This window comes from Bifidobacterium sp. ESL1133 (assembly GCF_058107325.1).
Genome location: NZ_JBYLUI010000001.1, coordinates 203,474 through 218,682, shown reverse-complemented (window position 1 = coordinate 218,682; position 15,209 = coordinate 203,474). Strand labels below are relative to the sequence as shown.

General features: G+C 57.3%; 9 protein-coding genes and 1 pseudogene. 3 read left to right on the top strand and 7 right to left on the bottom strand.

Features of this window, described 5'->3' with window-relative positions; all coding sequences use genetic code 11:
• Positions 1–44 precede the first annotated feature (44 nt).
• The 3 genes and pseudogenes from AC3B5A_RS00850 to AC3B5A_RS00840 all read right to left on the bottom strand — a co-directional run.
• Positions 45–557, bottom strand: coding sequence for a GNAT family N-acetyltransferase (locus AC3B5A_RS00850; RefSeq protein WP_489798082.1), 513 nt, complete (start codon positions 555–557; stop codon positions 45–47).
• A gap of 30 nt (positions 558–587) precedes the next feature.
• Complete coding sequence (locus AC3B5A_RS00845; RefSeq protein ID WP_489798483.1) at positions 588–3,836, bottom strand: UPF0182 family membrane protein; 3,249 nt, start codon at positions 3,834–3,836, stop codon at positions 588–590.
• A gap of 347 nt (positions 3,837–4,183) precedes the next feature.
• A pseudogene (locus AC3B5A_RS00840) lies at positions 4,184–5,461 on the bottom strand (uracil-xanthine permease family protein); the annotation flags it as partial.
• Between the two features lie 557 nt (positions 5,462–6,018).
• On the opposite strand from AC3B5A_RS00840, the gene AC3B5A_RS00835 reads away from it, so the two are divergent.
• Positions 6,019–7,659 carry a peptide ABC transporter substrate-binding protein gene (locus tag AC3B5A_RS00835; protein ID WP_489798080.1) on the top strand — a complete coding sequence of 547 codons (1,641 nt, stop codon included), beginning with the start codon at positions 6,019–6,021 and terminating at the stop codon, positions 7,657–7,659.
• Between the two features lie 868 nt (positions 7,660–8,527).
• On the opposite strand, the gene AC3B5A_RS00830 is transcribed toward AC3B5A_RS00835, so the two are convergent.
• Positions 8,528–8,740 (bottom strand): zinc ribbon domain-containing protein, encoded by a 213-nt coding sequence (locus tag AC3B5A_RS00830; RefSeq protein WP_489798078.1) that lies wholly within the window; start codon positions 8,738–8,740, stop codon positions 8,528–8,530.
• Between the two features lie 703 nt (positions 8,741–9,443).
• Entirely contained in the window at positions 9,444–10,421 is a 978-nt protein-coding gene (locus AC3B5A_RS00825) for a DNA-processing protein DprA (protein WP_489798077.1), read from the bottom strand.
• A gap of 187 nt (positions 10,422–10,608) precedes the next feature.
• Between AC3B5A_RS00825 and AC3B5A_RS00820 the strand changes: the two genes are divergently transcribed.
• Positions 10,609–11,871 (top strand): ROK family transcriptional regulator, encoded by a 1,263-nt coding sequence (locus AC3B5A_RS00820; RefSeq protein ID WP_489798075.1) that lies wholly within the window; start codon positions 10,609–10,611, stop codon positions 11,869–11,871.
• Positions 11,872–11,930: 59 nt separating this feature from the next.
• The gene (locus tag AC3B5A_RS00815; RefSeq protein ID WP_489798073.1) at positions 11,931–12,869 is read left to right on the top strand and encodes a carbohydrate kinase family protein; all 939 of its coding nucleotides are present in this window, start codon (positions 11,931–11,933) and stop codon (positions 12,867–12,869) included.
• 189 nt (positions 12,870–13,058) lie between these two features.
• On the opposite strand, the gene AC3B5A_RS00810 is transcribed toward AC3B5A_RS00815, so the two are convergent.
• Both AC3B5A_RS00810 and AC3B5A_RS00805 read right to left on the bottom strand, forming a co-directional pair.
• A complete protein-coding gene (locus AC3B5A_RS00810; protein WP_489798071.1) occupies positions 13,059–13,886 on the bottom strand; it encodes a hypothetical protein in 828 nt (275 codons plus the stop codon).
• A 93-nt stretch (positions 13,887–13,979) separates the two neighbouring features.
• Positions 13,980–15,152 (bottom strand): hypothetical protein, encoded by a 1,173-nt coding sequence (locus AC3B5A_RS00805; RefSeq protein WP_489798069.1) that lies wholly within the window; start codon positions 15,150–15,152, stop codon positions 13,980–13,982.
• Positions 15,153–15,209: the final 57 nt, after the last annotated feature.

Genomic DNA, 15,209 nt, shown 5'->3' with positions numbered 1-15,209 from the left:
TTGGCGACGCGACGATAACGTTTCAGCCAAGCGCACGTCACCGTTCAGGAGCGATGACCTTCAACGGGCCGATACCAGTAGGCCAGATCGGAGTAGGTCTCACTGTTGCGCGACGCTCGAGGAAGCAATCCAAAACGAGTGAATCCGTACCGCTGCACCAACGCGGCAGACCCTTTGTTCTCGTCGAACAGCAGCGCAACAACAAGCCGATGGCCGATGCTTTCCGCCTGCGCGAGCAGATGTTCAAGCAGCGCGGAACCATAGCCATGCCGGCACTCTTGGGAAGCAACATAATAACTGACTTCCACCACACCGTCGAAACCTTGACGCTGATGGAATCTCGACAACGAGCCGAAACCGACCACGGTGCCCGCTCCGTCGGTAGCCACCACCACGGGATATACCTCACGTGGTGTGTGTTCGTCTACCCAAGCCGCGCGCTGTTCGAGAGTACGCGGCACCAAGTCGGCGGTAACCCCACCGGCGATCACCGACTCATTGTAGATGTCGGTGATCGCCTGCAAGTCATCTTCCCCATAGGGCCGGATGATTCCCATCTTCTCCCCCTACTCCCGAATACGCTTCGACTACTGTTTGTTTTCCAGCTCAATGGCTTGGTTCAACGCATTGTTCAAATCCTGTTGAGCCTTACCATACGCCGCCCAATCGCCGGACTTCATGGCCGCATCAGAGTCCTTCATGGCCTGACCGGCGCGGTTGAGTGCGGCTTTGAGTTCAGGGCTTGCTGAGTTGGAGGGCTTACCGCCTTGCTTATCAGGTGACTGACCCGTGCCTTTGCCACCGTCAGCAGGGGTACCCGAACCGGATTGCGAGCTGCCCGTTCCCGCGCTATCAGCCGTTCCGGCTCCGTCATCGGCATTCTCCGCATCTCCTGCCGAGGCACCGGAGTTACCGCCAAAGACCTGATTGAGGGCGTCGTTAAGCGTGTCTGCAAAACCGACCTGATCGCCAAAGGCGACCAACACCTTTTTCAGCAAGGGGAAACTCGTGCTGCCGGCGGACTGCACATACACCGGTTGGACGTATACCAACCCTCCACCAAGCGGCAAGGTAAGCAGGTTGCCTCGTCTGAGCTTGGTAGATCCGGATTCGAGCAGATTGAGCTGCTTGGAGACTTCAGCGTTGGCATTGAAGTTGTTTTGCGCCTGTCCGGGGCCTGGAACATTGGAGTCCTTCGGCAATTCCTGTAGTCGAATCGTGCCGTAATTCGAGCCGATATGCCCTTTCTCATTGCCGGCATCCGAATCGACGGAAAGGAATCCGGTAAGAATCTCCCTGGTGGATGTGCCTGCAGGCACATATGTTGAGGTCAGTGAGAACAGCGGCTCGTTGGAACCTCCCGTTTTCAGGGTGAGATAGTACGGAGGTTGCAGCACGTTGGAACTTCGCCCTGACTGCGACTCGGTCGGGTCGGTCGGAGTCTGCCAGAAGTCCTCGCCGGAGAAGAACTGGCCGGCGCTGGTGACGTGGTACTTGGACAACAGCTGGCGCTGTACCTTGAACAAGCCTTCCGGATAGCGCAAATGACTCATCAAATCGCCGGAAATATCGGAAATCTGGTGGTATTGACCAGGGAATATCTGCTGCCAGGCCTTGATGACCGGATCGCTTTTATCCCACACGTAAAGGTCGACCGAGCCGTCGTAGGCATCAACCGTAGCCTTCACCGAGTTGCGAATGTAATTCGCTGGCTGGCTCATCAGTCCCTTGACGGTAGAGGAGGTAGTTGTGGTGGAGTCCTGCGTGGCTCTTCCCAAATCAGTGTTCTGCGAGTATGGATACGCATCTGATGTGGTATATCCATCGACGATCCACTTGACACGCCCATCCACTACCGCCGGGTATACACGCCCGTCGAGCGTCAGATAGGGAGCCACCTTGGCCACACGCTCACGCGGGCTGCGGTCATAGAGAATCTGCGAATCTGAAGTGACTCGGTCGGAGAAGAAAATCTTGTCGGAACCGAACCGCAACGCATAGAGCAGACGGGTGAAGGCATTGCCTATCTTCGGCCCGCCATTGCCATCAAAAGTATTGGAGGCGCCGGTGGAACCCTTGGGATAGTCAAACTCCCAAGACTTCGTGCCTTTGGGCGAACCGACGATGGAATAGTCGGGAGCGTTGGGCGAGAAGTAGATGCGCGGCTCGTAGCGTTCGGACTCGGTAAGCTTGCCTTGCGTGGGAATCCCCGATTCGAAGAACTCAGGGTAGCCGTCGCTGGTCACTTTGTTGCCGTATGCGGCCACCACACCGTAACCGTGTGTGAAGACCGTGTGGTCATTCACCCAGTTGCGGTTGTCGTTGCCGTTAAGATCCAGCTCGCGCGCGGCGATCATGGTGTCTTGGCTCTTGCCGTCGATGTCGTACTTGTCAACCGCCAACGTGTCGGCGAACGTGTAATACTGCTTGGACTGTTGCATCTGCTTGAAGGTGGGCGATACCACTTGCGGGTCAAGCAATCGAATCTGCGCGGTGGTCTCCGGATCCGATGCCAGAGCGCCGGATTTGCCTTCGGTAGTGGCATCGTACTGTTCGGTCTTCAAACCGTCCAGACCGTACGCCTGACGGGTCGCGCTGATGTTGCGTGAGATGTAGTCAGACTCCATCTCCTGCTCGTTCGGGCTGACCTTGAAGCGCTGCAGCAGCATGGGCCATACGGTACCAAGCACCACAGCGACCACCAGAACCGCAGCAACCGCAATGACCGGTGTTTTCCATGCACGCAGGGCCTCAGCGGCACTGACCGCGGTCGAGGATGACCCGTCGAACGCGTGAGTGCGCATCAGCCAAACACCAAGCACCACACCGAGCAAAGCCGTAAGCGCAGCCATAACGAAAGACACCGGGATAGTGGCATGGACAGTGGTGTAATCAGCTCCGGTGAATCGGGTGCTGTCTGCAGTCAAGTTGGAGAACACCGACGCTACCTGACTGACCGCCCAGAGCAGCATGTTCAATATGATCCATACACCGATCTGCCTTCTGGCGCGTTTGGTGACGGTCAGGATGCCGCGCCCGTTCACCGGCATCGTGATGCGGATGCCCCCCATGGCAAAATGCGTGACCGCGGAGAAGATAAGGCCAACGACCAGCATGACGGTGAGCGCCGAAAGCATAAGCTTGAGACCTGGCAATATGAACACATAGAATCCGTTGTCGATGCCGAATTGCGGATCCTTGACACCGAAGGACTGCGCATTGAACATGAGCAGCACCTCGGACCAGTTGGCATTGAATTGAGATCCGAAGAGCACCCCGACGATAAGCGATACGACCACAGCCACACGGCGCGCCGACTTGGAACTGAACGACGTGCCGACCTCGACCACATCACCGTTGATACGAATGGTGGAGCCGTCTGCACCGGCCGGCCTGGCACGTATGGCGAGAGTGGCGGAAATGTAACTCACCACAGCCAACACCAACGCATAAGCCACCCACAGACCGACCTTGGTCCATAGCTGCTTCCACACTACACTCTGGAAACCAAGTTGGTCATACCACATCAGGTCTGTGATGAAACGATCGAGACCGAACAACAGCGCCAACAGAACCACCAAGACAATGGCGACAACAAACAGCACCTTCCATGCCAGACCAGACCCGCGCCCAAAGCCGGACGAACCATTCGAAAGCCGGGGCACGAACGGCGGCAAGGACGACCCTGAAGACCTGCGCGAACGGGACTTCCCTGCCTCGTCACCATCCGTCTCCACGTTGAGGATGGTGGGATCGTCATCCTCCTCGCTTTCCCCGCGCCCCCACGAAGGGCGTGAGCTTCTGCCGGACGGCCCGTAAGGGAAATCGCCGTTCATTGCACTGCCGAAAAGGTCATATATAGACATGGGTCAATCGTAGCGGTAGGCATCGCCGGGAGCATGTACACGCCAACCGGCAATATGGCATACGAGATGGCAGAAGAGAATATGCCTATGAATCCACCCATATGCATACAGGTAAGGCCCGCCTGATATACAGACGGGCCTTACCTGTTCATTGCGTTGCCTTTGAGCGGCGCCATTCATCGCACCGCGAAGCGACGACTAGGATACGATCAATGGCTTGAACCGGCATTGTCGCCGAGCGACTCCGCCGCAGCATCATGCTGCGCACCTGCCGCAGCCGGTTGCCCGCCAACCGCAACGCCTGCCGCATCTTCTACAGGTTTATCTTCCTGCAATGCGCCAGTGAGACGACCGATGAACTTCAGACCGTGGTAGACCACGAGCACCACAACGGTGCCGATGGCAATGCCGTTGAACTTAACGCCGGAGATGGCGAAGCTGAAGTCGGCGATGCCGATGATCATCGTCACCGCAGCAGTCATGTTGTTGAGCGGGTTGGCGAAGTCGACATGGTTGTCGACCCAGATGCGAACGCCGGTCATGCCGATCATGCCGTACAGCAGCGTGGTGACACCACCGAGCACACCGGCGGGAATGGTGTTGATGATGGCACCGAACTTGGGGCAAAGGCTCAGCACGAGCGCAAAACCTGCCGCGCACCAGTAGGCAGCCGTGGAATACACACGAGTGGCCGCCATCACACCGATGTTCTCGCCGTAGGTAGTGGTGCCCGAACCGCCGCCGACACCGGCGATGGCAGTGCCCAGACCGTCGGAGAAGAGAGCCGTGCCGATCTTGTCGTCATAGTCACGGCCGGTCATCTGCGCCACGGACTTGACATGTCCCACGTTCTCGGCGATAAGCACCATGACCACAGGGATGAACATGGGCAGCACGGAGAAATCGGCCTGCGGGGCGTGGAAGTGCGGGAAGCCGATCCATGCGGCATCAGCCACCGCTTTGAAGTCCACCTGCCCGCACACACAGGCGTACAAGTAACCGACAAGCACGCCAAGCAGAATGTTGAGACGGCCGAGCAAACCCTTGAACAGCATCGCAATCAGCAGCACCGCCGCGAGCGTGACGATGGCGGTGTCGGGAGCCTTTTTGAAGTTGTCCCACACCGAGGGAGCCAGGTTGAAGCCGATGATGGCCACAATGGCACCGTTGACCACCGGCGGCATGATGATGTCAATCCACTTTGCGCCGGCAAAATGCACCAGCAGGCCGATAACCGCCAGCAGCAAACCCGTGCACATGATGCCGAAGCTCGCAGCGGCCAGTCCCTTGCCTGCGCTCGCCACGGCCATGATCGGGGCTATGAAACCAAAAGAGCTACCCAAATAACTGGGTAGCTCATTGTGATTGATCAACAGGAACAGCGCCGTCGACATTGCCGTGAAGAACAATGTCGTCGATGGGTCGAAGCCCGTCAATATCGGGACGAGGAACGTGGCTCCAAACATTGCGACCACATGCTGGGCACCAATGCCGGCGGTGCGTCCCCACGTCATTCTCTCATCGGGTTCAACCACTTCACCGGGTCGCAACGTCTTGCCATCACCGTGCAATTTCCACGTGAACATGCTGCTCATCTGTTTTCTCCTTGAAATTTGAGCATTTGGCGCGAACCTATGGGCTTCGCGTCTTGCGTTATTCTAATCACTCAGCGGACAACCGCGATACCACACCCACACATCCGGGGTACAACGCTCGTGCATACCTGCTGCACCCCGCGTATCCCAGGCACGAATCTCCGGTTCGATGATGAGGTTCAGCCCATCGGTCGTTTGTGGCATCCTGCGCTCTCAGGCGCAAACCTCCCTGATGCCGTCGGATCCGACATGTGCAGGACAACACCCGGCTAATGAAAACGACGGTACACCCTTTGTCTCCCCTCATCCAAGCCCAGGTTTGCGGGTTCAAAACAACGTTCCTCGCATAAAACGGGACCGACCGCCACCCTGTGAGCGTAATCGCAAAGACCTTGCGAACACCAGCTATGCTGAGACGGAGTACTGATTCAGGTTCTGTCTTTGCTACCGGACGACTGCGGCACCATCCGTGCCTGCTACGAACCGGCAGACACGCAAGCCCCGGCACACACCTCGTACTCATCAACATTGCGGTACACATAGAGAAGGAGCATACGATGACCATATCTTCTACGGTAAAACGATCTGGAACCGCCCTGATGGCGGCGACTCTCATGTGCGCAATACTCACCGGATGCGGAAATTCGAACAGTGCCCAGACAAACGACGACGCAGCCAATATCATCACGGTCAACGAGACCGAACCAGCGGCCGGACTAGTGCCAGGCAATACGAATGACACCGCCGGATGGAAAGTGGTGACACAGATTTTCGAGGGGCTCGTGACCTTCAGCGATAGCGGCAAACTCATTTATGCCGACGCCAAAGCCATTACTCCCAACGCCGACGCCTCCCAATACACCGTCACGCTACGACCAAATCTGCGCTTTTCCGACGGCGAGCGCGTCACCGCATCCACATTCGCCAAGTCCTGGTCATTTGCGGCCAATGCCGCCAACGGTCAGATGGGTGCGTCTATATTCTCCAACATCGCCGGCTATGATCAGCTTCAAAATCAGAACGGCGACCCCGGCGCTCAACTCTCCGGCCTCACCGCGGTGAACGACACTACGCTACAGGTGCGGCTTGCCTCGCCTGATTCCTCGTTTCCTTACAAAGTAGGAGATGTGGCATTCCTGCCCATGCCTTCGTCGGCATATCGCGACATCAAAGCCTTTGGTGAGCATCCAGTGGGCGACGGCCCCTATGAGCTCACCAGCTGGGAGCATGATCAGCAGATCACACTCAAGCCAAACCCCAAGTACAACGGCCCCAGAAAACCTAAAAACAAGGGGCTGACCTACAAAATCTACACCAATCTCGACAGTGCCTACGCCGACCTGGAATCGGGAAATCTGGACGTGCTCGACACCATTCCCAATTCTGCGCTCAAGACGTATATGCACGAGTCGGGATTGCAGTCAATCAACGCGCCAGGGCCAGGATTCAAGTCCATCACCATTGCACAGAACCTGCAGCACTTCACCGGGCGCGAGGGACAGTTGCGGCGTGCCGCCATCTCCAAGGCCATCGACCGTACCGAAATCGTGACTAAGACGCTGCACGGCACCGCCACTGCGGCCACCGACTTCACAGCGCCTACGATTTCCGGCTACAGCAAGGATCTGCCCGGGGCTGACGTGTTGAAATATGATGAACACCAAGCCAAGGAGCTGTGGAGCCAAGCTGATGCCATATCTCCATGGACAGGAACGTTCCAGTTGGCCTACAGTGCCGACACCGCCAACAAACCATGGGTGGATGCCATAGTCAATTCGGTGCACAATACGCTCGGCATTGACGCCAAACCCTACATTTTCGCCACGCAGAAGTCGTTGACCGGAGCCATACACGATCGCACCATCGCAGCGGCATTCATTCAAGGCATGCAGTCAGACTACCCGCACCCCGAAGGCTACTTGGTACAGGCCTACGACTCGTCAGGAGCTGACGGCAAAGGGTTGAACAACGGGGATTACAAGAACCGCGCATTTGACGGGATTATTGCGCAGGCAGCACGCCAAACCGACTCAAACGCCGCCCTTGACTACTACCGGCAAGCTCAGGAGCAACTGTTCACCGACCTTCCGGTAATTCCATTGTGGTACACGAACACCAACATGGCGGCACGAAACGGTATAAACGGTGCGCAACCCAACTACATGGGAGTACCGGATTACCCGAACCTGACCAAGTAGTAGACGGTGAGGCTCCGACGTTGAGTCGTAAGTATCGGAACCTCACTGCAGTCGACGCAACCGACGCAACCACGCAACCACGCAGCGAAACCGACGCTCATCCAGACTAAGAGACGGTTCTGTCGCATATCCCGCACCAAACGCAACAAAACCGACGCTCACACCACCTCAGCGACGGTTTCGTTGCATTTCCACCACCAAACGCAACAAAACCGACGCTCATCCAGATTCAGCGACGGTCCTGTCGCGCAGCACCCTTACATCAAACGCAGCTGGACCGTCGCTCACCATATCCCAGCGACGGTCCAGCTGCACCACCACCATTCAACACAACGAAACCGTCACTCACAGTGCCCCAATGACGGTTTCGTTGCACCTCTGCACCCTCACGCACCCGAACCGACACCGATGGCGCCAACAACGACACTAAACCTGACGGCGACACTCGTTTACAGACGACTACGCAACGGTTACATCGCATCTATCACAACCAAACCAACAATGGACGCAACAGAACCGACGCTCACATCGTCTCAGCGACGGTTTCGTTGCACTTCCGCAGCTCAACGCAACCAAAACGACTGATACTCATTTACGAACGGCCACAAAGCACAAAGCACAAAGCACAAAGCACAAAGCACAAAGCATCCTACATGACAAAATCTAGCGGCAGAACCGTCGCTGATACAAACTCAATGACGGTTCTGCTGTAAATGCTGCACCAACGCGACAAAACCGACGCTCATCTAGGCTAAGTGACGGTTCTGCTGCATACTCCGCACCAAACGCAACGGAACCGTCGCTCATATTCAATCAGCGACGGTTCCGTTGCGTTAGTACTCAGATTGCCGCAATTTCCGGCCATCAATCAGTTGCCGACGAGGAAATCAAGCATATTCATACCCGCGTCCGTCTGCCCGCAGTACAACTCGGTGTAGCCACAGCTAGTGCAACTGACAGTGATGAACTTTTTGTTCTGCACATCAAACAGCTTGGCGAAATCTCCACCAGTGGCCTGGAACTGATCCGACACATACGTGGTGCACCCGCACTTATCACAGCGATATTGCCTCTGTTCCATGGTATTCCCGTCATGCCGTCGTATTTCGCGCCGATTTTAACTGCGCCCTGTTCCATCATATAGCAATGTACGGCCCCAGTTCCTTGGGTTCAGCGAACAATCCGCCACCGACCCGCAAACCATCGCCGCCACGGCGTTCCACCTACCGGATTCAATGAACAGTCCCAACGCTACGCAAGGTGTTGCACTTCTTTATTGCCCCAGGTATGCCGCGGAGTCGGTTCCGACACGGTAATTTCCCGCAAGACCACACCTTACGCCCAAAAGCCGGCACGTGTACACGATGTACATGCAGGCCTGCATGCCTACGGATCGCAGACACCTATACCCACAGGCCGGTATGCGTGGCAACGTGCACCACAATGACCACAATCGTCACGCACACCTTACGCCCGCAGGCAAGTAAGCCCAATCGGTTCTTTTCCGCCCCACAAGTACAGCACGCTTACACTCGCAGACAGGCATGGCACGAAGTTGGCGTCCGGCTGGCAGTTTCCCGCAAGACCCCACCTTACGCGCGAAAGAGGGCATGCTTGTGTCCCAGCCGTTGCTGCTTCAGGGCCCACACACCTTACGCGCGTGAGCAGGCATGCCGTGTCGGCGTGCTCATCATCGCGGACACTATTCAGCACACGCCTTACGCGCGTGAGCAGGCATGCCACGATTGGCGGCACCGATTCTTCGCTTCGCCGTCGTTCCGTCCTCACTGCGCCCGCAGTCCGGCAAGCACTTGGTCGAGCACCTGGCTCACATCAGCCACGCTCGACACGACATACACACCCTTGCGGCCGACCATAGAAGCTCCCCACACCGTATGACGCGCCACCTCATCGCGCAGCAGCACCGGCTTGCCTTGCCGTTGCGCCAATCTTGCCTGCATACGAGCGTCAGACTGCTCGGTTGCCTCCACAATCACCGTGGCCACCGCATAGCCGCACATCGTTGCACTTCGTGCAGGGAATGTGTGGCGACTGGGTCCGGTCTCAGGCCAGAACTGGGAAAGCAGTTGCCCTTCTCGCCCTATCCGCTCCTGCAGCAGCCGATTAGTCAGCGGATAGCACCGATCGATGCCCGTGCCGAGAAACGCCACTGCCCTGCCGCCCAAATCCATGGCCTGCCGATGAACCTCCGCATCGACACCCACCGTCAGGCCGGCGAAGACGGTCAGGCCACGCTCCACCAGCATGCCGGTAACCGCTCGAGCAAACAGAAGCGCATCCTGAGAGGCGTTCTGAGAGCCGAGCACGCACACGCCCAGATCCTGTCGGTCACGTTCATTGAATCGACCACGGCAGAACACAAATGGCGGAGTGTCTTCCACTTGATGCAACCGTGGCGGGTAGCGCTCATCAAGCACAGAGACAAAATCCAAGCCATGTCGATCCCATTCGGCCACCAACTGCTTCGCCTCGTCCCGAGCTTCTTCCAGACGATGCCGACGCTCGGCATTCACCGGCACCTCGTCATCTCCAAATAGCACACCGGACTCATACTGCCCCTCACCTTCATCTTTCAGGGCAAAATGTGCAGGGTCCGCCTCGTGGTTGAACACCTCGATGGCACTACCCTGCCGCGTTATCTTTTCGGCAATTGCACTCCAAGACTCTTTTCTGCGGTCAGTCGCGTTCAGCAGCGCTACGAGCGCTGCATTTTCCTCAAGAAGCCGGGAATTTCCGGACATACTAACACTTCCTTCTTGATTTTTGATGTGACCTATCTAACCGCATACGATGTACGCAGAAGCATCCGCGACACGCCCTTGCTATACGTCATGGCAAACTTCTAATATTAACGCTGTTAACATATAGTGAGGGTTACCGCCCCAGCAGGCTCACCCGACCATGCTACACACAGAGCAAAGGAGACCTATGCCGTTCACCACGCACACCATCTCCCAAGCCTCACTTTCCGAGTCCAACCGCTCGCACACCTTACGCTACCTCTACCAGCACGGCGTCACCTCTCGCGCACAAATAGCCCGGGCGCTGAACCTCACACCGGCCGCCATCAGCAAAATCACAGCACGATTGCTGGAAAACAACATCATCGAAGAAACACAAGCACTACCTGGTTCACGCAACCGCCGCTCCGTGGGTCTGCGCTTGCGGCACGAAGCATTCCACGTCATCGGCGTCAAATTCGCCCGAAGCCTCCTGCAAATCGGAGTCTTCGACCTGCGCGGCACTCAAATTTCACTAAACAACCTGCCCACCGTCAGCAACCACACCGTGCGCCAGGCACTGAACGACGTGCACCGCACCATCGCCGCACTGCTGCGCGACGACCATTGCATCATCGCCATCGGCATGGCCGTGCCGGGCCCCTACCTGCGAGAGGCGGGACGAGCTGCATTGGTCTCATCCATGGACAGTTGGCGACAAGTCAACTTCGTGGAAGAATTCACCCATAGCTTCCCCGTACCCGTCTTCATTGAGCAGGACGCACGTGCAGGGGCGCTCGCCGAGCAGCTGTTCTCACAGCACGGCTCCCCCAGTTTGGCGTACTACCTGCTGGGCGAAGGCGTGGGCTTGGGGGTTATCGACAACGGTCACCTCATTAACGGTGCCATGGGCACTGCCACCGAACTCGGCCATATCAGCATTGACGTGGATGGAAGGCACTGTGAATGCGGCAACCGAGGCTGCCTTGAGCAATACTGTTCGGCCGTGGCAGTGCATCGCACCCTCAACCAGCGCGGCTACTGCCCCGGAATCGAGTCGATGACCCATCAGCAAGCCTGCGAACGACTGTTCACCGATGCACAGGAAGGTCGCGCAGATGCGGTCGAGCTAGTGCACACCATTGGCACTTACGTGGGCTATGGCTGCGTCACCATCATCAACGCATTCAACCCGTCCCGGATTATTGTGGGAGACATGCTTGCCGCCGCCGGAATGCCCCTGCTGCAGGCTGCTCAACGTGTGGTCAAGGATAGAGTCATCCCCGAACTGAGGGCAGGAACGTCCATCGAACTTTCTGCTCTGCCCACCGATGCCGCAGTGAGCGGCGCGGCGGCGATCGCCATCACACAGTTTCTCAACCAACCTTCTCGTTTTACACCGCCGGAGCGACGCGCTACGGCACGAGCTGCGCCCGGTATGTCAGCCTTTGAGGCTCAGACCTTGCCGTAAACTGTAACCAATTAAAAATTTTTAACCTGATGCAACATCACATAACCGAAAGGATCGAAATGAGCAAGCCAATCGTGCTTTCCATGGGAGAACTGCTGTGGGACATGCTGCCCAGCGGTAAGCGTGCAGGCGGCGCCCCCACCAACTTCATCTATCACGCCATGATGAACGGCTGTGACGGCTATGCCATCAGCGCAGTCGGCGAGGACACGTTGGGCGATGAACTGCTTGAAACTACTCAGAAGGCCGGTATCAAGGGAGTTATCGCTCGCAATGCATGGCCCACCGGCACTGTGGCTGTGGAGCTGGAAAACGGCATCCCCGAGTTCTCCATCATCTCGGGTGTGGCCTGGGACCACATCCCGCTCACCCGACAGATCATCGACCTGGCGGAACAGGCAGATGCAGTGTGCTACGGCACGTTGGGCATGCGCTCCCCCGAATCGCATGACACCATCATCGAACTGCTGCACAGCACCAAGCCGGGTGCCATGAAGTTCTTCGACATCAACATTCGCGGCAACAACTACTCCAAAGAGCTCATCGAAGAGCTGCTGCAGGAATCAACTGTCTTCAAGATCAACGATGCCGAATTGCTGCTGCTCCGGGACATGTTTACCATCGAAGGCACCACTGACGAGGAAGCATGCCAGTGGTTCATCGACACCTATGGGCTGGAATATGTGATTCTGACCGGTGGCGCAACGTTCAGCACCATCGTCTCCCGCGACGGAGAGACCTCCACACTCTCCACCCCTCGCGTGGATGCCACCGACACCGTGGGCGCGGGCGATTCCTTCTCCGGCACTTTCACTGCCAAGCTGCTCACCGGTTCATCGCTTCGCGAGGCTCACAAGGCCGCGGTCAACACCTCCGCATTCGTGTGCACTCAGTCCGGAGCGTGGCCTGAGTACCCTGCGACCATGACCGACTACTTGGCACTGGCCGCGGAACGGAACGACACAGAACAGAAGATCACAGAACAGAAGGCCGAGTAGCACCTCGAGCCCTGCGGTTGTTCCGCTGCACGGATTTGGCCGGTGTCTGTTGCATGAGAGCATCAGACACCGGCCAAATCTATGGTAGCCTGCCATCACAGTCCGCCATCACAGTCAGACGTACAGCGCACAGCGCACGGCAAGCGCCATACCCAAACTGCACATGGGAGACCGTTCAGCACCACCGCGTCAGGTGAGCAGAATGTACAGCACCACCGCCACAACCAGTACCACCACAACACCCAGCAGCACCAATAGCAACTTGCGCCGCCGCTTAGTCTTACGGTAGCCATCAAGCTCGTCTTGCGGCACCTGGTCGATGGCCTGCTTGAGATTACGCTTGGCTTCGTTCACATCATCCTTGTCGGACGTACTCTCATCCAAGGCTCGCTTGGCATCCTGCACACCGGCGGTGTTACCTCTGCTTCGAGCAATTTCCTCATTCGCCTCGTTCAATCTCCGCTGGTTCTTATCGGCCTGACGAGTCACATTCGCAGCTGCTTCGCCTATGGCATCTGCATAGTCCCTTGCCTCTTTGGCCTTATCGGGATTGCACTGCAACATCATCACATTGCTCGACGTTTTCAACGAAATGAACAGGTTCCGACTTTCGGCGGCGCCCGTCCCACTGGCATCCCGTGTGCCGCCATCCTGCTCGATATCACCGGAAGACTTGGTGCTAATGCCATCGGGATCGGCGACCACCGTATAGGTGCTGCCGGCAGCGTTGACTTCGATGGTCATGCCTTCTTCCAGAGCCAGCGAAGTCTTACCCTGCTCAATATGATCCCAATACAGTTTTGACCCACCGAATGAAGCCAATGGCTTTCCGATGCGATCTTTCTCATCTTCAAGCGCCTTCTCGGCCGATTTGATGTCCTTGCGATAGGTCTTCTGCGCTTTTTTCAGCGTCGACTTCGCCGAAGACGTAGCCTCCTCATATTCCGACTGGGCGTCGTTATAGGCTTTGTCAGCCTCTTCCATGTCCATAATCTCTTGGGACTTGTCGCTGGCCATGATTGCCTCCTCGCGTGCATATCATAATGTAACCTAAGTCACACTTTTATGATACCTCGCCAGGATGCTCCGCGTTTAGCGAATACCGGAATTTCAGCCTTGCCAATGTCCCGACATGCACAATAACTTGCCATCGGCGGACGTCTTGCCCTCAGAAGTGCACGCCTGCCCGGATTGCGGAGCAATGGACGCTTGCGGTGCCGGCACTGCGGCAGAATCGTTGCTGCGCACCTGAGGTGCCGTCGCACTTGGAGAAGATTGCTGCGACTGCGCCCCTGCCCCCTGCTCCTGAGTCGGAGTCTGCGGCTGCTGAGGCTCGTTCTGTGCCTGAGGCTGGGCCGGTTGCGGATTTTGGCTCTGATCGCCCTGCTGCGGTGTTTGCGCGGATTGCTGTTGCGCCTGCTTGCTCAAGTTCGCAAGCTGCGCTTGCATGCTGGCCAGACTATCCCGCGAATTTTGCAGTTCACGCTCGGTTTTCATATATTGCGCGTTCAGATCTTTGTATTCCTGCGACTTCTTGGGGTGACTGCTGCCAGCGCATGAGCCGATACCAAAACCGATGGCGAGCACCAGGGCCAGCACCAGTACCACTTTCCACCTGCGCGGTTTTGCCGTTTGTACAGCACTCCGGTCACCTGCGGCATTTGGTTGCCGCCGTACAGCACGACGACTGTCATTCCCCGCTGGATTCGCTGCGCTCGGGGTGTTCTTGGACCGTTGGTCAGCCTTGGTGTGCTTACGTCCTTGTCTGTGCTTCAACTGGCTCGAACGCTCATGTTCCGGATCATTGTGCCGTACTGCACCAGTTGACATGCTCGATGGCGGAACGGCACTCGCCGTAGCCGCGCCCGATGCTGTTGGCACTGGCTCGGAGGGATATGGAGAGACGACACTGGGGGTGGTCGCAGGAGCAGGTTTCACCGCGCCGGTTCCGAGCGGCACCGTCACAGGATTCGCTACAGGCGCCGAGGTCTGGCCTGTATAAGATGGCTGAACGGGATTTGCAGTGTTGCCATAGGGCGTTTCCATAGCATAGGGTTGAGTCTGTGGCGCGTTCTGCGCCGAAGGAACCATGGCGGCAGGCAATCCCAACGACGCCTGTTTACGCCGCTTGTCTTCAGCACGTTCTGCGGCAGCACGCTGCACCATGGCTTGCAATTCGGCCTCTACGACAGGATTGAGCGGCGCCTCTGCGGGCAGCTCACCGTTGGGGTACAGTGAGGGCCCGTCAATATTGCTTGACTGCGGCATATCCGTCTCGGACATTTTCTCTTCCCCTCATTGATGGCATATACATTGGCAATCTTAGACGAAGGCAAGGTC